The sequence below is a fragment of the Pseudomaricurvus sp. genome (genome assembly GCF_965662505.1).
Lineage (GTDB): Bacteria > Pseudomonadota > Gammaproteobacteria > Pseudomonadales > Cellvibrionaceae > Pseudomaricurvus.
The window spans coordinates 1-19,989 of the sequence record NZ_CBFIHX010000068.1 but is presented as its reverse complement, the minus strand read 5'-3'; the positions used below and the strand labels follow the sequence as shown (position 1 = coordinate 19,989).

Sequence of the window (19,989 nt, the reverse complement as noted above, 5' to 3'; positions counted from 1 at the left end):
CCTCTCCGGTGCAACTCTGACCAGTCGTGGTGTTGATCACCTGATTAAGTTCTGGTTGGGTGAAAACGGGTATGCCAAATTCCTGAATAATCTCAAGAATGGGGAGGCTTAATCATGAAAGTGAAAGAGCTACTGTTAAAACCGATTTTTGAAAACAACCCGATTGCACTCCAGATCCTTGGTATCTGTTCTGCGTTGGCGGTAACCAGCTCACTGAAAGTGACCCTGGTTATGTGTGTTGCCCTGACTGTGGTAACTGCCTTTTCGAACCTGTTCGTTTCTCTGGTTCGGAATTACGCCCCAGGAAGCATTCGAATCATCGTTCAGATGACGATCATTGCCTCTCTGGTAATCGTGGTTGATCAAGTTTTGAAGGCCGTTGCATACGACATCAGTAAACAGCTGTCAGTGTTCGTTGGTCTGATCATTACTAACTGTATTGTTATGGGCCGCGCTGAAGCCTTCGCTATGAAGAACCCACCTCTGCCAAGTTTCTTCGATGGTATTGGTAATGGTTTGGGGTACAGTGCCTTGCTGATCGCTTTGGGCTTCATTCGTGAGCTGTTTGGCTCCGGTAAGCTGATGGGATACGAGATTCTGCCGCTGGTTACTGACGGTGGTTGGTATGTCTCCAACGGTATGCTGTTGCTGCCTCCAAGTGCGTTCTTCCTGATTGGTTTGATTATCTGGGGCATCCGTGCCTGGAAAACAGATCAAGTGGAAGAAGAAGAGTTTAAAATTTGTCCCAACACCGTTAAGGAGGCTTAAGCAATGGAACATTATTTAAGCCTGTTTGTTCGGGCAATTTTTATCGACAACATGGCCCTGGCGTTCTTCCTGGGTATGTGTACTTTTCTGGCCATTTCCAAGAAAGTAGATGCTGCGTTTGGTCTGGGTGTTGCGGTTGTTGTGGTTCTGGGTATTACCGTGCCTGTGAACAATCTGCTGTACACCTACTTGCTGGCTGATGGGGCTTTGGCCTGGGCTGGTCTGCCGGATGTGGATCTCAGCTTCCTGGGTTTGATCACCTACATTGGTGTGATCGCAGCAATGGTACAGATTCTGGAAATGCTGCTGGATAAGTATGTGCCTGCGCTTTATAACGCGTTGGGCGTATTCTTGCCGTTGATCACTGTAAACTGCGCCATCATGGGCGGCTCTCTGTTCATGGTTGAGCGTGATTACAATCTGTCGGAGTCCACTGTATTTGGTCTTGGTGCCGGTGTTGGCTGGGCTCTGGCGATTACCGCTCTGGCAGGTATTCGCGAAAAAATGAAGTACAGTGACGTTCCTGCAGGCCTGCGTGGCCTGGGTATCACCTTTATCACTGTGGGTCTGATGTCACTAGGGTTTATGTCGTTCGGCGGCATCGACCTGTAATCGGCGAGGTATTACGAAGTATGGATATTACAATCGTATTAGGTGTCGCGATGTTTACCGGCATTGTACTTGCGCTGGTGGTGATCATCCTCAGTGCGCGTGCACAACTGGTTAGCAGCGGCGACGTTAGTATTGAAATCAACGGTGAGAAAACTCTGACCGTTCCTGCGGGCGGCAAGCTGCTGCAAACACTGGCAGAGGGCGGTTTGTTCCTGCCTTCAGCCTGTGGTGGCGGTGGTAGCTGTGCACAGTGTAAGTGTGTGGTTGAAACCGGTGGCGGCTCAATGTTGCCAACAGAAGAGGGGCACTTCACCAAGCGTGATGCAGCCGAGGGCTGGCGTTTGTCCTGTCAGGTTCCTGTTAAACAGGACATGCAGATCGAAGTGCCTGAAGATGTATTCGGTGTTAAACAGTGGGAGTGTACTGTTGAATCTAACCCGAATATGGCGACCTTTATTAAGGAACTGACCCTGAAGTTGCCGGAAGGCGAGAACGTTGACTTCCGTGCAGGTGGTTATGTTCAGTTGGAAGCCCCTGCGCACCATGTGAAATTCTCTGACTTTGATGTTGAAGAAGAGTACCGCGCAGACTGGGAGCGTTTCGGCTTCTTCAATTTGGAATCGAAAGTGGATGAGCCGGTTATCCGTGCATATTCCATGGCGAACTACCCGGAAGAGAAGGGTGTGGTTAAGTTCAATATTCGTATTGCGACACCGCCTCCTGGCTCCAAAGGTATCCCGCCCGGTCAAATGTCTTCCTACGTATTTAATATGAAGCCAGGTGACACGATTACCGTTTATGGACCTTTCGGTGAGTTCTTTGCGAAAGATACCGAAAACGAAATGGTATTCGTAGGTGGTGGTGCTGGTATGGCCCCGATGCGTTCGCACATTTTCGATCAGCTGAAGCGTCTGAACTCCAAACGTAAGATATCTTTCTGGTATGGTGCCCGTTCTTTGAAAGAGCTGTTCTACCAAGACGAGTATGACAAGCTGGCTGAAGAGAACGACAACTTTGATTGGCATGTGGCCATGTCCGATCCCCAGCCAGAAGATAACTGGGAAGGTTTGACCGGCTTTATTCATAACGTTCTATACGATGAGTACCTGAAAGATCATCCGGCTCCGGAAGATTGTGAGTACTACATGTGTGGACCCCCTATGATGAATGCCGCAGTGATTAAAATGCTGAAGGATCTGGGTGTTGAAGATGACAACATCCTGTTGGATGACTTCGGTGGCTAATCGCTTCATGGGACGTACCCTCAAAACGAGGTCAGCATTGCTGGCCTCGTTTTGGTTTAGCCTTTGCGTTTTTCTCAGTGCTTGTTCGAGTGAGCCCGAAACTCAGGTAACCCGTTTGTCAGGCATGACAATGGGGACCACTTACCACATCACCTTGGTGACGGATGGTGAGGTGACTGATGTTGAGCAGCTCAAGGCTTCTGTCTCGAATGCCCTGGCTGTTGTGAATCGGCAGATGTCGACCTATATCGATGACTCTGAGATCAATCGCCTTAATACTCAGCCTGTGGGGGAGTGGACAGACGTTTCCAAACCTCTCGCCGATGTGCTGGGTATCAGCCTGTGGGTGTCTGACATCTCCGAAGGTGCCTTTGATGTTACACTGAGACCTCTCATCGATCTTTGGGGTTTTGGGCCCCGTAAGACTGAGGACAATGTTCCTTCTGATGTCGATATTCTTGATGCTCAGGAAAACGTCGGTTACCAGTATCTTGAGCTTGATAGCTCCGGCTTACGGGTAAAAAGGAATAAGCCTGTTAACTTGGATCTAAGCGCCGTGGCCAAGGGGTACGGCGTAGACGTTCTGGCCGAATTGCTCGAATATCATGGTATCAGCAATTATCTCGTCGAAATTGGCGGCGAAATGCGTTTAAAAGGGCACAACCCCGGCGGTGTTCCCTGGCGCATTGCGGTAGAGCGACCCGATGAGAAACTGATGCAAAGTGTGTTTCAGGCTCTGTCGCTAACCGATATTGGTGTTGCTACTTCAGGCGACTACCGAAACTATTTTGAAAAAGATGGCGTGCGATACAGTCATACCATCGATCCTCGCACAGGCAGGCCTATCCGTCATTACCTGGTGTCTGTCACGGTGTTAAATCCGTCTTGCGCAAAAGCCGATGCCTTGGCGACAGCTTTTAGTGTTCTGGGGCCGCAGGATGCTCTGGAATTGGCAAATCGCGAAGGAATTGCGGCGTTGTTTATAATCAAAGAGGCGGGGCAACTAAAAGAAGTTCCGTCTGAAGTCTTTAAGCCTTATTTAACCGAGCCTGCCGCTACAGCAGATTCGGCAAATTAAGGAAGGAGAAAAGTATGCAAACCTTCATTCTCACTTTGGTGGTATTACTGTTGTTTGTTGCGGCTATGTCCGTGGGCGTGCTCATGGGGCGCAAGCCGCTAAAAGGTTCTTGTGGCGGCGTCGGTGCTGCTTTACAGGAAGATGATTACGTGTGTGATCTGTGCGGCGGAGACCCCAATAAGTGCGAAGAAGAGCAAGAGTTGGGTGCTGTGCGTAAAACCGAAGATTTGGCGTACGACGCCTCTAAGAAATGATCTTCCAAAGCAATACAGTGTGTTTGGGATCTTGAGTTGTGTCCAAGAAGGGTAAACAGTTTTAACGGTTAAATCTCACGAAAAACAGGAGTAGTTGAGGTAATGGCGGAGTATACCTACGATTTACTGGTATTGGGTTCTGGTCCAGCGGGTGAAGGGGCCGCTATGTCGGCGGTAAAGGCTGGCATGAAGGTAGCCATGGTTGAACGTCCTGCAATGGTGGGAGGGAACTGTGCTCACAAGGGAACCATTCCGTCCAAATCACTCCGGCACGCCGTAAAGCAGGTCATCCGTTATAACACTCACCCTTTGTTTCGCACGATTGGAGAGCCATGCTGGGTGTCTTACCCCAAGGTCCTTGAAGCGGCGAACAAGGTTATTCCTCAGCAGGTGGATATGCTGACCACGCTCTATGCCCGTAATCGCGTTGTAATGCACGTAGGGGAGGCGCGTTTTGTTGATCCCAAGCGAGTTGAAGTGGTTCTTGATGACGGTGCCAAGGAGTACATCAACGCGAAAAATGTCCTCATCGCTACCGGCTCTCGTCCGTATCGTCCTGCCAATGTGAACTTCAATCATCCGCGCATCTACGACAGCGATACGATTCTGGATATGCAGCACACGCCGCGCACCATGATTATTTACGGTGCAGGTGTCATCGGATGTGAGTACGCCTCTATATTTGCCGGACTTGGCATCAAGGTCGATCTAATCAACAGCCGAGAGCAATTGTTGTCGTTTCTGGATGATGAGATCTCGGATGCACTCAGTTACCACCTTCGGGACGGCGGTGTGACCGTCCGGCACAGTGAAGAGTATGAATCTGTAGAGGCTGATGGGCGAAGTGTGACCATGAACCTTAAATCGGGGAAGAGTCTTCGGACCGACGCATTGCTGTGGTGTAACGGCCGCGCGGGCAATACCGATACTCTAAACCTGAGTGAGATAGGTCTGGAGGCTAACCACCGTGGTCAATTGGCGGTGTCTGAACGTTATGAAACAGCTGTAGAGGGCGTCTACGCGGCCGGTGATGTGATTGGTTGGCCAAGTCTGGCCAGTGCGTCATTTGATCAGGGGCGCGCCTGTGCCCGTGGTATTTGTGGTTTGAATGTTCGATTTGTCTCGGATGCTCCGACGGGTATCTATACTCTGCCGGAAATCAGTTCTGTGGGGAAAACCGAAAGAGAGCTGACAGAAGCCAAGGTGCCCTATGAAGTGGGCCGTGCTTTCTTTAAAAATACCGCTAGGGCACAAATCAGTGGTGAAGATGTCGGGATGATTAAGCTGTTATTCCGTATCGATACGTTGGAAATTCTGGGAATTCACTGTTTTGGCGCTGAAGCCGCGGAGATTATTCACATCGGTCAGGCAATTATGAGCCAGCCCGGTGAAGGGAATAGCATTAAGTTCTTTGTTAAGAATACCTTTAATTATCCCACTATGGCCGAAGCGTACCGTATCGCCGCGCTGGACGGCTTGCACAGAGTGCATCGTTTCTAAAAAGCCTCGTTTCCAGACGATCATTCTCAGCGAACAACATCACCCTATGGGGTGATGTTGTCGGTTTGCGCGGGTTTGAATCGAGCCACGCTGTGAATCACTGTATTGTCTTCAAAATACACTACGAATTGCTCGTACTCCCAACGGGTGATCGGAGGCTGTCCTCGGGCTGGGTTACGTTTAACCGGCTCCCCAAATTGTTCCTCTACCTGATCCATGCTCAAGCCCATTGTCGGTTTGGCAACAACGTTAGCAGAGCTTTGCTGGCCAACGGGTATCCGGATTGTTTCAGCGCTAGTCGTGATGGTGAAGCTCGCCAGGGTAGCCAGGCAGAGCGGCACAAGCAGGGCGTATTTGAGGGTGTGTTTCATAAAAGGTACCTTAAGCTGTCTGTACATACTTTAATCATCGTTGTGTTGTTTTTGTTGTCGAATCGCACTTAACTGCGCCTGCATAATGTGCCGTCTCAGCGCTTCCCGAGACGTTTTCGATAATCTGAGAAACTGACAAGCGGTTTTGAAGGTTTGATCTTCTTGTGCTTCGCAACGCAACACCCGAGCAAAGCAGGTGATACTGGAGTAGTCGTTCAAAAATTGCAGGCGCAGTGCGAGCAGGTCGGTTGTTGACCATTGGCTGGTGTCGTAAAACGCAATGCCGTCTTCACCCAGATTGACATTGACTAACGTGGGTGTCTCTCGGCTGGCCTCGTTGGAGTTAGATTGATCCTGATTGGTTTGTGCGTGCAGGTAAGGGGAACTGCTGTGTTGCGCAATCAGGTCAATCTTCTTGTTCAGAATTGCCAGGTAGTCGGCTACAGAGCGACTCATCTCGGCAATGGATGACAGGTGTGGCGCGGCTTCATTATCGAGCCGATGCAGTTCCTGAATTAAATACGAGGCTTGCTTATCTTCAGGAAACTGGTCTTCCGGAAGGCCTTGCTCGACAGTATTCGCGTCCACACAGTGGCATTTGAGCATCAACTCATGGTCGACGCGAAAGTAGTTACGGCGCTCTGTTACGGTCATAACCTATACTCTCAATCTTGTTAATGTTTTGAGTCTATCACCAGACACGGCTTTTTGTCTTTTAGCGTCCTGCGTGTGGTGTGGAAATGTGGGGCAGTGGGGGTATTTATCGTGCAATACTTGTGGTGCCGGTTAGCTTTCGGTTTAATAGCTCGATGAAATATAAGCTCCCTTTCTTTATTGGCTTGCGGTACACCCGCAGTAAGCGCCGAAACCAGTTTATCTCCTTTGTCAGCGGGTTTTCTTTGCTGGGTATGACCTTGGGCACTATCGCCCTGATTGTCGTCATGTCGGTGATGAATGGCTTTGATCGGGAGATCAAACAACGTTTACTGGAGGTTATCCCTCACATTGAATTAATTTCCAGCGAAGAGGGTGTGGAGGATTGGTCTGCGCTGAAGGATTTCACATTGCAGCAGCAGGGCGTTGTCGCTGCTGCACCCTATATTCATGGTGATGCCATGGTCAGCTTTGAGCGAGGAATGCAGGGGGTTCAGCTCAGAGGACTGAAACCGGATGATATTCGCAATTTGTCATCTCTGGCTGACAGGATGATATTGGGCTCGGTGGATGATTTACGTGAAGGCGAGTACAACATCATTATTGGCCGTCTACTGGCTCGCTATTTGGGGGTAGCCCCTGGTGACAAGGTTAATATCACCTTGCCTCAATTGACGGTCACGCCGATGGGGATTTACCCCCGTGTGAAACGCTTTACCGTAGTCGGTGTATTTGAAATCGGCGCCCAGGTGGATCAGAGCCTTGTCGTGACCCATTTGACCGATGCTCAAAAGCTATTACGGCTTGGAGACAAGGTCAGCGGCATCGAACTGCGTACTCGTGATATGTATGAAGCGGATCAAGTAGCTTTGAATATTCGACGGGCACTGTCGGAGCAATCGCAAGAGCATCAGCAAGAACAGGAACAGTTAACAGTGCGCAGCTGGAGCCAGACACAAGGCAGCCTTTTTGCCGCGGTTAAGATGGAAAAGACGGTGGTGTCGGTGCTGTTGATGATTATTATTGCTGTAGCAGCTTTCAATATCATCTCCAGTCTGGTGTTGATGGTGGCTGATAAACGGTTCGATATTGCCGTATTGAGGACTCTGGGTCTGACTCGCAAACAGGTAATGGGCGTATTTATGGTCCAGGGGGCCGCCATTGGCTGGTTTGGTGTATTTCTCGGTGGAGTTCTGGGAGCTTTAATTGCCAGCTACGTCGGAACGATTGTGGCATTTGTTGAGTCTTTATTGGGTATCAGGATATTTGATCCAAGTGTTTACTTTATCAGTCATATGCCTTCTGTATTGATGTGGTCCGATGTACTGATCGTAATCACCGTTGGCTTGATTCTGAGCTTGCTGTCGACACTGTACCCGGCTTATCGTGCCTCACAGGTGGAACCTGCAGAAGCACTGCGATATGAATGATAAATCTGTATTCAGACTGATAGTTCGGTGTAAACCATAATTCTCCGCCATGAGCGTTCTCGACAATCAATAACAAGGATTCTGACACTATGCGACCATCGACCTCTCCGGCCGCTGATTCTCAGGAACAAGGTAACGCAACGTTTGCACTAATGTGCAGTGACTTGCGCAAGCACTACGATCAGGGGCCGGCGGTTATTGACGTGTTAAGAGGCATTGAGTTGACTCTGGAGCGCGGTGAGCGCCTTGCTATTGTGGGCAGCTCGGGATCCGGTAAATCAACCCTGTTGAATCTGATCGGTGGCCTCGATACTCCCGATCAGGGTGAAGTGCGCCTGCTCGGAAAACCATTCTCAAGTTGTGGCGATAATCAGCGCGGCAAGCTACGCAACCAACATTTAGGCTTTGTGTATCAGTTTCATCATCTTCTGGGGGAGTTTACGGCTCTTGAAAATGTGGCCATGCCGCAGTTAATTGCCGGCGTCTCCAAACGGCAAGCTCTCGAAGAAGCGGCGGTTTGGCTTGGTCGGGTAGGGCTGTCAGAGCGAGTTGAGCATAAGCCGGCGGAGCTGTCTGGTGGTGAACGTCAGCGAGTCGCCATAGCCCGGGCTTTGGTCAATAAACCTGCGTGTGTATTAATGGATGAGCCCACCGGCAACCTGGATCGTCAGACTGCGGACTCTATACAGTCCTTACTGGCTGAGTTAAGTGATAGTCTGTCGACCAGTTTTATTATTGTAACGCACGATGAGCGCTTGGCTCGTTCGATGGATCGGGTGTTGGTATTGCAGGACGGTTTGCTTCAGCCTCAGACTGATGGGATATCAAAAACTGCTTCTCAAGAAGCGGGGGTTGAGGTCAATAATGGTTAGGTTTTTTAACCTGTTTGTCGGTTTACGCTATGCCGGTGCCCGTCGCCGTACGCAGCTGGTTTCATTTATTTCCGGCATTTCTATTCTCGGCTTAATGGTTGGCGTTGGTTTGTTGCTCACAGTATTGTCTGTGATGAATGGTTTCGAAAAAGAACTGCGCGATCGTATTCTGGGCATTATTCCTCATGGTGCTATCTATTTTCGGTACGGCATTGAAGATTGGGGCAGTGTGCGCGAAACCCTTTTGGATAACCCGGATTTTGTAGCAGCGGCACCTTTTGTACAGCTGCAGGGCATGTTGTCCGTGGGCAAGAAGGTAAAGCCCACCGTGTTGTATGGAATCGATGTGGCCAGTGAAGGAGACGTTTCTGCTGTTGCTGGATTTGTGGATCCCGCGGTTCTCGAGAAATTAAAGACATCCGGAGAAGAGAATAACGCTATTGTCCTTGGTGCAGGTCTGGCTGAAAATCTGGGCGTCGAAGCGGGGGATCGTATTACTGTTCTGGTACCAAACAGCCGTAATGCTCATGAGCTGCCCAAATTTAAAGCCATGTTTCTTGCGGGTGTTGTTTCATCGGGGACTGAGCTGGATTATGCCCTGGCTCTGGTGAATTTAAATACTGCGAGCCAGCTGTCTGAATACGCCGGGCGAGTGTCAGGTCTGAGAGTCAAAACGCGGGACCTGTTCGCCGCGCCGGAAATTATTTACCAGCAAGTTCGCAGTATGGAGTATGGCTATTACGGATCAGACTGGACACGCACCCATGGGAATCTTTACCACGCGGTGCAAATGTCAAAAAATCTCGTTGGCCTGTTATTGTTTCTGATTGTCGCCATAGCCGCATTCAATGTCGTGTCCACACTGGTGATGGTCGTGGTCGATAAGCAAACGGATATTGCCATTCTCAAGACGCTTGGAGCCAGTAGGGGCGATATTCTGGCCATTTTTGTGGTTCAGGGGGGAATGATCGGGGCTATAGGTACGCTGCTGGGATTGGTGTTTGGTGTCGTGGGATCTCTGGTCGCGCACGATCTGGTGCAAGGCCTGGAAAAACTGTTTCACATACAGTTTTTAAATGCAGAAATTTATCCAGTCAGCTATTTGCCTTCACAAATGCGATTTGAAGATTTTGTTGTTGTTGCGATTGTCTCATTGCTGATGAGTTTTCTGGCTACACTTTATCCAGCCTGGAAAGCCAGTCGTGTGGCTCCGGCTGAAGCGCTTCGGTTTGAATAGGGTTTGAATAGCCGCGTTAAACTTCGAATAAGGTGATTACGGTTTGATTTGCTAGGCTTATCATTGATTCCCGTGCGGAGCTCCGATCACAGAATGACGTAGCTGTTTGGACAAAATGTGACTGAGCCTGACGCCGACTACAATAACACCTACGGTTGTATTACCTTGTTTTACCGGTAGTGATATCTGTATGGAGTTTAATCCGCTGCTGACATCATATTCCATAGGGCCCACGTAACTTGTGCGTTGATCCCGCATGATAGCCTGCCATTTCATCTCATCTCCCTGCCAGTAATCACTGGTTAAAGGGTAGACAGCGATGTTTGCACCCTGGTTATCCAGTAACAACAGTTCGGTAAAACTCGGGTTTTTAATGGCGATGTTACGAAGGTATTGACTGGCTGGGCTGGCTAGCATGGTTTGCTTAAAGGGTGCTTCGCGACCGGATTCTATCCACACTTGATCTCGTTGCATAATGGTGGTTTGGCTAAGCTTTTCTGCGTTTTGCACCGAAACTGCGTTTAAAATTATGGGATGCTCCGCCATAGTTTCAATACGATCGATTTCTTGTCTGAGCACCGTGAGAACGGTTTCCTGATCCCACTTAACCTGTGCTGCATGGGTAGCGGAGAACAGGATAAGACTCATGGCTATACAGGCGCTGACGACCACCATGGCACTTAAGCGGGTGACAGAGAAGTTGTCATTGTGTGCCGAAGAATCAACTTCGGCACGGCTCTGGAGAGATGTGGGCATATTATTATAGTTTCCTTCTGCCAGATCTTTCTGAAATGGGTTTTTCGCAGTCTTAATTTTAAATTTCTATAAACCTCTTTGTTTTAATCTTATGTCAGTTGAAGCCGTTTACAGGCGCAGGGCTGGAAATGAATTCTGGTCAAATATTGCGCAGTAAGTCTTCCAGATTTATCTGGTCTTTCACGAAATTGCGAATACCTTCAGCCAGTTTTTCTGTCGCCATCGGATCCTGGTTCATGGCGAAGCGGAATTCAGCCTCACTATAGCTTTGCTTGCTTTGGGGCTCGCCAGGCTTGTTCTCTGACAGGCGCTGGGTCAGTGATCCCTGATCCTGTGACAGCTCCTCAAGCAGCTGTGGGCTGATTGTCAGGCGGTCACATCCGGCCAGACCTTCAATCTCACCAAGGTTGCGGAAACTGGCCCCCATTACAATGGTGTCGTAATTGTGCTGCTTGTAGTAATTGTAGATCTTCGTGACAGATAGTACACCCGGATCTGTCTCTGCAGTGTAGTCCTGAATATCGGTATTGGCTTTATACCAGTCCAGAATACGGCCTACGAAAGGGGAAATCAGAGTTACGCCAGCTTCCGCACAAGCGACAGCCTGAGCAAAGTTGAACAGCAATGTCAGGTTGCAATTGATGCCTTCTTTTTCGAGGGCCTCGGCAGCGCGGATGCCCTCCCAGGTTGATGCAGTTTTGATCAGAATGCGTGATCGATCAACACCTTGTGCCTGATACAATTCAATCAATTGTTTGGCTTTGTCGATGGTGGCCTGGGTGTTAAAAGACAGTCTGGCATCGACTTCGGTGGATACCCGTCCAGGAACTAACTTGACAATTTCGGTGCCGATGGCAACCGCCAGATGGTCACATGCGAGTGCTATGTCGCCATTAGCTTTATCCATGGATTGCTGTAACAGCGGCGCGTACTGGGGCATTTGTGCTGCTTTATACAGCAGGGAGGGGTTAGTCGTGGCGTCAAGCGGTTGATAGCGGGCGATGGCGTCTATATCACCGGTGTCTGCGACTACGTCCGTCATGGACTTGAGTTGGTCAAGTTTGCTGGTCATTACGTCATCCTGTTTACTGCTGGCCTTACTTCTTTGGTATTTAATCACGTAATACACATGGGCAACAGTCCAAATCGGTAATTGTTTGGGTACAATGGCGCTTTAATAAACTGATCGAAATGGAGGTGTTATGAGACAGAAAGTATGGGTAGCAGTGTCATTTTTGACAGCGGTTGTGAGCGGTTGTACCTGGGTGAAATCGGAGCCGGGCGCTTATGATGTGGATTTGAAGACAGCAAACGATGTGTTGAATTGTGAGAAGCTGGGCAGTGCTTCAACAAGAACCAAAGACAGTTTTGGTTTCGATCGTAACGCCGACAAGGTCGCCATTGAGCTGCTGACTCTCGCGCGCAATGAAGCGGTAGGGCAAGGGGGTAATGCCGTTGTCCCAACCAGCAAAATTGTGGAAGGTCGACAAACCTTTGCCATCTATAAATGCCCTTGATGGTTAATTGACGAGCTCCCTGGTTCGATGGTTTCAGTGGTCCGCATGATGCCAGGCTGAAGGGTATCCCCGAGCGGTATCATGCGGCTTATATGGCCTGAATACCTATATAGCCTGAATACCTATATAGCCTGAATAGGGGACGTACAACCATTTCACATCAGAGAGAATTGTTTTGTCTGGCGAGCTAACCGAGGTTAATGGTTTTATTTTAACCCGTGAATGGGATGATGCCCCGGTAGCTTCGCGCTTTGGCAAGCTGCGTCAGTTACAACTGCAATTTTGGTTAACCGCTGATCGTGAGCCCTTACGGGTCATTGTTGAAAAGCAAACGAGTGTCTTTTTCCTTCCTGTTGAACAGCTCGCCGACGCCGAGGCAATTCTTAATCGGCACTTGGGGCAGTCTGCCCGCCATCCCTCAGTTGCCCCGGTATGGGAAGCCAAACCTCTGGATTTGCAGAGCTTTGAATTCCAGCCTGTCGTGGGTTTGTATTTTCGCGAGCAGAGAACACTCTATCGGGCTCGTGATGCCTTGATCAAACAGGGGCTAACTCCTTTTGAGTCCGATATTCAGCCCACTGATCGATTTCTGATGGAACGCTTTATCACCGGATCCATGTCTGTCACCGGAGTGATAGAGCGGGAGGATGGTGTGGCCACCATGCGCAATCCACAGTTTTCCATCGGCGATTACACGCCGGAATACACGGTGATGTCGCTGGATATTGAAACCTCCATGACAGGAGATCATTTGTATTCCATAGGTGCCGTTGTGGCCCGAACAGATGATGTAAGCGATATTGACAGCGCCTCTTCGGAAAACCACAAGGTTGTCTTTATGGTGGGGGAAGAAGAGGTGGGAGCGGCGGATTACTTGCGGTTTTGTCCCGATGAAAAAGCATTACTCAGACAATTCTTGCAGTGGTTTGACGGCGTTGACCCGGACATATTAATTGGTTGGAACGTGATCAACTTTGATTTGCGTTTTCTGCAACGTAAAGCCGATGAATTGGGGGTTCGGTTGAACCTGGGGCGCTCCAGTCAGCGTATCGATTGGCGTCAGTCCCGAGGCGATGATGAACACTATACTCTAGTAATTCCCGGTCGGTTGGTGATGGATGGTATCGATACCCTGAAGTCTGCCACATACAGTTTCGAGAGCTTTTCACTGGAATCGGTCGCGCAGGAATTTCTACAGCGTGGAAAACTGACAGAAGACGCAGACCATCGGGGAGAGGCCATTACAGAGCAGTTTCACAACGATAAAGCATCTTTGGCGGCCTATAACCTCGAAGATTGTCAGCTGGTTTGGGAGATCTTTATGAAGGCTCAGCTGATTAAATTCGGCGTCGAGCGAGCCAGATTGACCGGATTGGCAATGGATCGCTTTGGTGGATCGGTTGCTTCTTTCGACAATCGTTATTTGCCCCGTTTGCATCGACGTGGATTTGTGGCTCCCATGTTGGTTGAAAACCCCGTCGGTGTGGGCAGCCCAGGGGGCTATGTCATGGATTCGGTACCGGGCATGTATGAACATGTTCTGGTGCTTGATTTTAAGTCTCTGTACCCGAGCATCATCCGCACCTTCATGATTGATCCATTGGCCAGAGTAGCAGGTCGTGAGTTTGAAGCGACGCAGCAAAATATTGACCGGGAGCCTCACTGGGACAGGGAAGAAACGTCTGAGGTGGATTGTTCCTCTCTAGTTCCTGGATTCAACGGCGCTGTTTTTTTAAAGTCGGCAGCGTTGTTACCCAATATAATTGGCGAACTGTGGGAGGCTCGTGATCGGGCGAAAAAGCAGAAAAATAATGCCATGTCCCAGGCAATCAAAATCATCATGAACTCGTTTTATGGGGTGTTAGGAACGCCGGGGTGTCGTTTTTTTGATTATCGTTTGCCAAGCTCTATCACCTTGCGTGGGCATCAGGTGTTGAATCAGTCACGCACGTTGATTGAAGATCAGGGTCATCAGGTGATCTATGGTGATACGGATTCTGTCTTTGTGTGTTTGGGTGGGGTAGATGGGGCGTCTCTCGACGACATTGAGCAAAAAGGCAGGGAGCTGGCCGATCACCTTAATCACTGGTGGACAGCGACTTTAAAAGATCAGTATCAGGTTCAAAGCCATCTGGAAATAGAGTTTGAGACGCATTACAGCCGGTTTGTGATGCCTACTATTCGGGGCGCTGATACTGGCAGTAAGAAGCGCTACGCAGGACTTGTCGAGAAACCAGGCGAACCGAAACAGTTGATTTTTAAAGGGTTGGAGGCCGTCAGAACAGACTGGACCCAGCTGGCTCGGGAGTTTCAACGGGAGCTTTATCGGCGAGTATTTGAGGGTGAAGCATACGAGGCCTACATCCTGGAATTGGCGGAAGCCGTCAGAGAGGGGAAGCTTGACGATAAGCTGGTCTATCGTAAACGGATTCGCCGGCATCTTGATGAATATGTGCGCAATGTTCCCCCTCATGTTCAGGCTGCCCGTAAAGCTGATCAGTGGTTGGAAGAGCAGGGCAAGGCACCTCGCTATCGGCGGGGTGGCTGGATTCGCTATGTATTGACGCTCAGCGGACCGGAACCTCTGGAAAAGGTCACCACAACCCCGGACTACGAACTGTATTTAGAGCGCCAGATTGCTCCGGTAGCCGATGGGATTCTTCACTTCTTGGGGTCTTCATTTGAGGAGATTGTTGATCAGCAACTGGGCCTGTTTTGAAGAGGTTTATTTTCAAGAGCTTTGTATTCCAGAGATTCTCTTAAAGGGGATTCTCTTGAAAGGCATAGCCTAAAAGGGGGTGGTCTAGAAAGGATGGGCTAAAAGAGGGGCTTGAAAGGCAGCTGGTTAAATATCAGATGCTGAGGAATAATTGTTTTAAATGTCGAGGCTTTTAACAGTTTTGGTTGCATCAACTGTTATGCTGAAGTTTCTGCTCATAAAGTATTTTAACGAGAACGACCATTCTGATGACTTAAACCAGAGAGCTGCCATGAATAAACTCGTTTTAACTCCATGCCCGCAAGACATGTTCCCTGTGCCTGATAGCTCACAGAAGACATGGGGCGGTTCATCCCGCTATTTGTCTCTTTTTGTCATACTTTGTCTATCTATTGTCTCCGGTTGCGCCAGCTTATCCCCCGATTTTGAAGATCCACAGGTTGACGTGCTCTCTATTAAGCGAATTCCTTCAGAGGATCTGGAGCAACGGTTTGCGGTCGGTTTAAGAATGACGAATCCCAATGACAGCGAGTTGAAGCTCAAAGGAATAAGCTATAGTTTAAGTATTGAAGGTTACAAAGTGGCGAGCGGTGTTAGTGCAGATGTACCCACCCTTGCGCCCTACGGTGAGGCTCGTTTTAGTTTGCCGGTTTCTACCAGCCTATTGAACAGTATTCGCTTGCTAAAGCATTTGATGGAGTTAAATAAAAGCTCTCTGAGCTACCGGTTGGAGGCCAAGCTGGATATGGGTATACCGTTTGTGCCGAAGACGAGAGTTGTCGAGGAAGGTAATGTGCAGTTAGGGCACCTGCAGTAATAACTTATGCTAGTCGTTGTCATACTGAGTGTTGTAGAGCAATATGACATATTGCCTGTTGTGTGAAAGAGGAATGTACATGGCTATTGATCAAACAGAAACCACTGAACAACTGAAAGCTTCGATTAGCGAAGTCAAAAAACTGATGACCACGGCACTGGATTCCAAGCAGCGGGATTTGCTCGGAGGTATTCTTGAGTCGATGGGCGGTGGACACTCCGAACCGCCGGTAGAAATAACAGAACCGGAAACCATTGAGTCATATGGTGAGCAGTTGGATGAGCATGCCGTAGAGTTTGAAGCAGAGCACCCAAGGTTGGCTCGGGCCATTCGTGAGGTGATGGATCTGTTGGGTAAAATGGGGGTTTAATCCAGACTGTCCACTGCGGCTTGGCGGTTTAAGCCGCAGTTTAAGGAAAGCGCTGCTTAAGACGATTGTTCCGAAATATGGTCAAGTACCAAGGTGGCCAGCCCTTCGCTTTGACCAAAGTAATTAAGGAGTTCAACGGTCTTCTCCGGCAAGGCGTCCATGACTTCGGCTACCTGTGCTGGAATATCTTTTTCTACATGGCGTCCCTGATTAAAAAACAAGGGATATACGTGGATATCACTGACACTGTCTGGCAAGTTCTGGCAAACCTGCAAAAGTGTGGGTGGAGCCTGCTCTAACAAAGCGGGCATAACCACACTGTATTTCTCAGCGCTGCCAGACATCTCGCTGCCAATCCTTTTAACCAGATTGAAAAACTCTTCATTGGCGGCAGCGCGTCGACTTCCGTGCGCCATAATAATTAATGCTTTTTCATGTGTTGTGTCTGTCATGGTTAAGGCTCTTTTGCGGTCGGTGTTTTCCTGTATGGCGGCTTTATACGGCTTTAGTGTGAGATTTGGTCAGTTTTAGGGTGTAAAGCGAGCAGGCGTTTACAATACATCGTCAGGGTGGAAACGGTAATCTCCCTGGCTAGCTTTTCGTGTTTGTCGCACATTCTGGATCGCTTTTTGAGCCTGTATTTGCCAGATACTGTGTTGCCTTAGGGGTTGAAACCCTTTGGCATACAGTTGCTTGGCAATAGCGGAACGAGCCGCCTGAGCTTGCTCTTCAGTTTGATAAGGTCCCTGAAGCTTGCTTAATTCGGCGGGTTGGGTGGCAATCCCGGACATAGCCACAAGAGTATAGGTTTCGTCTTCGTTGGCTTTCAGGTACATCTCGATGCGCCAGCGCCGGTCGTTTTCCAGCACCATAATGGAAGAGTCGGGGTTTTGGTCGTATTCCAGCTTCATGCCGACAGTATAACCCTGTATAGGCTCAGTTTCAGCTTTGGGGCTGGCTTGAGGAAAGGGCGGTGTGGGCGGTCAGCAACTGTGGTTTGCGGTTCATGCGAGCGGCCACGTAGTGCTCATTGAATACGGTGAAATAATCCAGCAGTTTGCGAGCATTGGCAGAATCATCGGCTGCGGACAGGCACAGGGCTCCGGCTTCTGCGGTTGCCAGTCGTCCACTTTCACAGGCCTGACGCAACTTGTAATGCCCCAGTTCACCGGCAAGCGTTTGTATCGCCGACTCCAGGTTGAGAAGAGGCAGCTGTTTTAACCACTGGGACTGGGAGTACATCTTGCGAGCCTGTTTCCAGGTGCCGTCCAGCAGTATGACCGTGGCTATCGAGCCCTCGGACATATTGAACCCAGGCTGGCTTTCAACAATCCGGTCATCTCCCTCTCTGGGTGGGAAAACAAGCTGGCAGTGGCGCCGGGGATCTGCGATCAGCTCTAACAGCTCATCGGGTGGCCGGGTTCTGTCCCACGCAAATGCATGTGTTTGTTGAGGATAGAGATCCGCAATCAGGCGTCCGGTGTTGGTGGGTTTGTAGACTTCATCCCGGTGCATCAACAGGATAAATTCAATGCCGGATTGTCCGGGTTTCCGGTAGTGGCATATACAGGTTGATAGGCCCAGCAGACATTGAGAACAGCGTTTCAAGGCGATGCCGCGAGCGTTGAAGGTTCGGGTCGATTGGCTCTCGCAAAACGCCCTCAAGCGGTCGACACAGTGTGGCTGGAAATGAGGAGGAGAGTGCTCGGGGGCTTGAATGGCGCTTTCAGAAATGTTCATTAACCGCGACTGCTGTGAGGGTTCAGGTGGTTTTAGGATTCAACGGCGTCAGGGTAGAGCTGGCGCCACATTTCGAAGCCACCATCAATACTGTGTGCATTGGTAAATCCCTGCTCTTGAAGAAACAGCGTGGCTTGCTGGCTGCTGTTGCCGTGATAGCAAAATACCAAGGTCTCAGCCTGTTTGTCAGCGGTTTCCAGAAAGGTCGGCAAGGTGTCGTTGTCGAGTGCTATAGCGCCCGATGGGTGGCCATTATGAAAGGATTGTGGATCGCGGATATCGACAATCTGACACTCTGTGGTCTGGGTGATTTCATGTGCTTTTTCACAGCTAATTCGGCTGATATTCATTGAAAACCTCTGTCTTACATCGTTTAAATCGACTCAATGTCACATCATACCACGAGACTGCAATTCTAACCCGGGATGCCTGGGGTCAGACGCCTGAAACGGATCCAAAATGAGGCTGTGCTTTTGGAATGAGAATTATGTGCAAAAAAGAAAAATCTTACATGACGCCAGTCCTGAATTGACCTATTCTTGATGGCGAAAGTGGGTAGAATGGATTGAAAAAATAACTCATATAATAACTGATATCTTTATGGAGGCTGTTAATGCCCTTTCCCCTGCAAGTCCTGTTGTATAAGTTCACCATGCTGGTAACAAAGTGCGTGATGAAGTTCGTACCAGATGCCAAACCGACTGTATTAACCGGTGAGGGCGCGTCTTTAAAGTTGGCGGGCACCATAGGCCATCTGGGATTAAAGAAAGTTCTGATTGTAACGGATGCTGTATTGGTCAAGCTGGGGGTTATCGAACCCATTGCTAATGCTTTGCAAGAGAAAGGCATTGAGGTTGTTGTTTTTGATGGGGTGGAACCTGATCCATCTTTTTCAGTTGTTGAAGCAGGGCTGGAACACCTAAAACAGAACAGCTGTGACAGCGTGTTGGCGGTGGGAGGCGGATCCTCCATTGATGCTGCCAAGGTAATTGCACTGGCGGCCAGTAATCATAAAACCCCACGCCAGCTAGAAGGTCGGTTTATTGCGAAATTACCTGCATTGCCACTCTTCGCCATTCCGACAACAGCGGGTACGGGCTCAGAAGTTACTGTTGCGGCGGTTATTTCCGACCCCGAAGCCGGTGATAAAAAGCTGGTGCTCGATCCTAAACTGGTGCCTATGGCTGCTGCTCTTGACCCCGCAATTATGGTGGGCCTGCCTCCTGGTGTGACAGCCGCAACCGGCATGGATGCTCTGACTCATGCTGTCGAAGCCTATCTTTCTAATTTTGCGACCAAAGAAACTGATGCCTATGCGGTATCAGCAACGCAAATGATTTTGGGCAATTTGGAAACCGCGTATGAAGATGGCAGTAATCTTGAGGCTCGTGAAGCCATGTCTCTGGCATCGTTCTATGCAGGGTTGGCGTTTACCAAAGCGTTTGTGGGATATGTTCACGCAATTGCCCATCAGTTTGGAGCCAAATATCACACGCCACATGGTTTTGCGAATGCCTTGGTCTTACCTCACATTCTGGAATTCTCAAAAGATCGTGTGTCGGGTCGTCTGGCGACCTTGGCCGTTGCCTGTGGCTTGGGAGACGCCAGCGAGAATGACTGGACGCTCGCGCAAAAGTTTATCGATAAAATTTGGGCGATGAATGAAGCCATGGGGATTCCTAAAACTCTGGAAGCCCTTAAAGAGCATGATATTCCCGCGATTGCTGATGCGGCTATGCACGAGGGTAACTACACCTACCCCGTGCCGAAATACATGCAAACAGAAGAGTGCCACGATATCTTGCGTAAACTATTGCCCGTGACTTCGTAACATAAAACGGTTCGATATCTACCTGGCCGTTCTTCACATTTGCGGTTAAGAATTCAGATTTTAACCGCCGGCGTAAAGCATATACCAACATTGATGGTTGATTGATCACTGTGGCTCATATGCTTTACGTTAGTGCAATCAGCTGTCAGTCATTGTGAGGCGGGTGGTTAACACTACAGTACACGATCGCGCTTCAGTAGATGAACTCACTACGGAGAG

The 19,989-nt window shown here is 49.4% G+C and carries 22 protein-coding genes and 1 pseudogene; 15 read left to right on the top strand and 8 right to left on the bottom strand.

Annotated elements, in window-relative coordinates:
- The 7 genes and pseudogenes from ACTG33_RS10645 to sthA all read left to right on the top strand — a co-directional run.
- A pseudogene (locus tag ACTG33_RS10645) lies at positions 1-112 on the top strand (Na(+)-translocating NADH-quinone reductase subunit C); the annotation flags it as partial.
- Positions 113-114: 2 nt separating this feature from the next.
- Positions 115-768 carry an NADH:ubiquinone reductase (Na(+)-transporting) subunit D gene (locus tag ACTG33_RS10640; protein WP_439135191.1) on the top strand — a complete coding sequence of 218 codons (654 nt, stop codon included), beginning with the start codon at positions 115-117 and terminating at the stop codon, positions 766-768.
- A gap of 3 nt (positions 769-771) precedes the next feature.
- Positions 772-1,380 carry an NADH:ubiquinone reductase (Na(+)-transporting) subunit E gene (gene nqrE / locus ACTG33_RS10635; protein ID WP_439135190.1) on the top strand — a complete coding sequence of 203 codons (609 nt, stop codon included), beginning with the start codon at positions 772-774 and terminating at the stop codon, positions 1,378-1,380.
- Positions 1,381-1,400: 20 nt separating this feature from the next.
- On the top strand, positions 1,401-2,624 hold the full coding sequence (gene nqrF, locus ACTG33_RS10630) for an NADH:ubiquinone reductase (Na(+)-transporting) subunit F (protein WP_439135189.1): 1,224 nt from the start codon (positions 1,401-1,403) through the stop codon (positions 2,622-2,624).
- Positions 2,625-2,754: 130 nt separating this feature from the next.
- Positions 2,755-3,702 carry an FAD:protein FMN transferase gene (locus tag ACTG33_RS10625; RefSeq protein WP_439135188.1) on the top strand — a complete coding sequence of 316 codons (948 nt, stop codon included), beginning with the start codon at positions 2,755-2,757 and terminating at the stop codon, positions 3,700-3,702.
- A 14-nt stretch (positions 3,703-3,716) separates the two neighbouring features.
- Entirely contained in the window at positions 3,717-3,956 is a 240-nt protein-coding gene (nqrM, locus tag ACTG33_RS10620; RefSeq protein ID WP_439135187.1) for a (Na+)-NQR maturation NqrM, read from the top strand.
- A 102-nt stretch (positions 3,957-4,058) separates the two neighbouring features.
- On the top strand, positions 4,059-5,456 hold the full coding sequence (gene sthA, locus ACTG33_RS10615; RefSeq protein WP_439135186.1) for a Si-specific NAD(P)(+) transhydrogenase: 1,398 nt from the start codon (positions 4,059-4,061) through the stop codon (positions 5,454-5,456).
- A gap of 44 nt (positions 5,457-5,500) precedes the next feature.
- On the opposite strand, the gene ACTG33_RS10610 is transcribed toward sthA, so the two are convergent.
- Entirely contained in the window at positions 5,501-5,827 is a 327-nt protein-coding gene (locus ACTG33_RS10610) for a hypothetical protein (protein ID WP_439135185.1), read from the bottom strand.
- Between the two features lie 30 nt (positions 5,828-5,857).
- Positions 5,858-6,481: a PilZ domain-containing protein gene (locus tag ACTG33_RS10605; RefSeq protein WP_439135184.1), complete on the bottom strand. Its 624-nt coding sequence runs from the start codon at positions 6,479-6,481 to the stop codon at positions 5,858-5,860.
- 155 nt (positions 6,482-6,636) lie between these two features.
- Between ACTG33_RS10605 and ACTG33_RS10600 the strand changes: the two genes are divergently transcribed.
- The 3 genes from ACTG33_RS10600 to ACTG33_RS10590 all read left to right on the top strand — a co-directional run bounded on the left by ACTG33_RS10600 (position 6,637) and on the right by ACTG33_RS10590 (position 10,020).
- Positions 6,637-7,911, top strand: a complete 1,275-nt coding sequence (locus ACTG33_RS10600) for a lipoprotein-releasing ABC transporter permease subunit (RefSeq protein ID WP_439135183.1) — start codon at positions 6,637-6,639, stop codon at positions 7,909-7,911.
- An 89-nt stretch (positions 7,912-8,000) separates the two neighbouring features.
- Entirely contained in the window at positions 8,001-8,783 is a 783-nt protein-coding gene (locus ACTG33_RS10595) for an ABC transporter ATP-binding protein (RefSeq protein WP_439135182.1), read from the top strand.
- Positions 8,776-10,020, top strand: a complete 1,245-nt coding sequence (locus ACTG33_RS10590) for a lipoprotein-releasing ABC transporter permease subunit (RefSeq protein WP_439135181.1) — start codon at positions 8,776-8,778, stop codon at positions 10,018-10,020. Before ACTG33_RS10595 ends, ACTG33_RS10590 begins: the two co-directional genes overlap by 8 nt.
- Before the next feature lie 60 nt (positions 10,021-10,080).
- Here ACTG33_RS10590 and ACTG33_RS10585 read toward each other — a convergent pair whose 3' ends face one another.
- Together ACTG33_RS10585 and tal are read right to left on the bottom strand one after the other, a co-directional pair.
- Entirely contained in the window at positions 10,081-10,776 is a 696-nt protein-coding gene (locus ACTG33_RS10585; protein ID WP_439135180.1) for a PDC sensor domain-containing protein, read from the bottom strand.
- Between the two features lie 139 nt (positions 10,777-10,915).
- Positions 10,916-11,848, bottom strand: coding sequence for a transaldolase (tal, locus tag ACTG33_RS10580; protein WP_439135179.1), 933 nt, complete (start codon positions 11,846-11,848; stop codon positions 10,916-10,918).
- Positions 11,849-11,978: 130 nt separating this feature from the next.
- Here tal and ACTG33_RS10575 point away from each other — a divergent pair, with 130 nt between their 5' ends.
- From ACTG33_RS10575 to ACTG33_RS10560, 4 genes are all read left to right on the top strand, one after another.
- Positions 11,979-12,293 (top strand): DUF4156 domain-containing protein, encoded by a 315-nt coding sequence (locus ACTG33_RS10575; protein WP_439135178.1) that lies wholly within the window; start codon positions 11,979-11,981, stop codon positions 12,291-12,293.
- 175 nt (positions 12,294-12,468) lie between these two features.
- On the top strand, positions 12,469-15,012 hold the full coding sequence (locus tag ACTG33_RS10570; RefSeq protein ID WP_439135177.1) for a DNA polymerase II: 2,544 nt from the start codon (positions 12,469-12,471) through the stop codon (positions 15,010-15,012).
- A gap of 271 nt (positions 15,013-15,283) precedes the next feature.
- Entirely contained in the window at positions 15,284-15,829 is a 546-nt protein-coding gene (locus tag ACTG33_RS10565) for an LEA type 2 family protein (RefSeq protein WP_439135176.1), read from the top strand.
- Between the two features lie 79 nt (positions 15,830-15,908).
- A complete protein-coding gene (locus ACTG33_RS10560) occupies positions 15,909-16,199 on the top strand; it encodes a DUF4404 family protein (RefSeq protein ID WP_439135175.1) in 291 nt (96 codons plus the stop codon).
- A 56-nt stretch (positions 16,200-16,255) separates the two neighbouring features.
- Here ACTG33_RS10560 and ACTG33_RS10555 read toward each other — a convergent pair whose 3' ends face one another.
- The 4 genes from ACTG33_RS10555 to glpE all read right to left on the bottom strand — a co-directional run bounded on the left by ACTG33_RS10555 (position 16,256) and on the right by glpE (position 18,289).
- The gene (locus tag ACTG33_RS10555) at positions 16,256-16,651 is read right to left on the bottom strand and encodes a sirohydrochlorin chelatase (RefSeq protein WP_439135174.1); all 396 of its coding nucleotides are present in this window, start codon (positions 16,649-16,651) and stop codon (positions 16,256-16,258) included.
- Positions 16,652-16,750: 99 nt separating this feature from the next.
- The gene (locus tag ACTG33_RS10550; protein ID WP_439135173.1) at positions 16,751-17,110 is read right to left on the bottom strand and encodes a hypothetical protein; all 360 of its coding nucleotides are present in this window, start codon (positions 17,108-17,110) and stop codon (positions 16,751-16,753) included.
- Between the two features lie 31 nt (positions 17,111-17,141).
- Complete coding sequence (locus ACTG33_RS10545; protein ID WP_439135172.1) at positions 17,142-17,939, bottom strand: tRNA-uridine aminocarboxypropyltransferase; 798 nt, start codon at positions 17,937-17,939, stop codon at positions 17,142-17,144.
- 32 nt (positions 17,940-17,971) lie between these two features.
- A complete protein-coding gene (gene glpE / locus ACTG33_RS10540; protein WP_439135171.1) occupies positions 17,972-18,289 on the bottom strand; it encodes a thiosulfate sulfurtransferase GlpE in 318 nt (105 codons plus the stop codon).
- A gap of 263 nt (positions 18,290-18,552) precedes the next feature.
- Between glpE and ACTG33_RS10535 the strand changes: the two genes are divergently transcribed.
- Positions 18,553-19,770, top strand: a complete 1,218-nt coding sequence (locus ACTG33_RS10535) for an iron-containing alcohol dehydrogenase (protein ID WP_439135170.1) — start codon at positions 18,553-18,555, stop codon at positions 19,768-19,770.
- Positions 19,771-19,989: the final 219 nt, after the last annotated feature.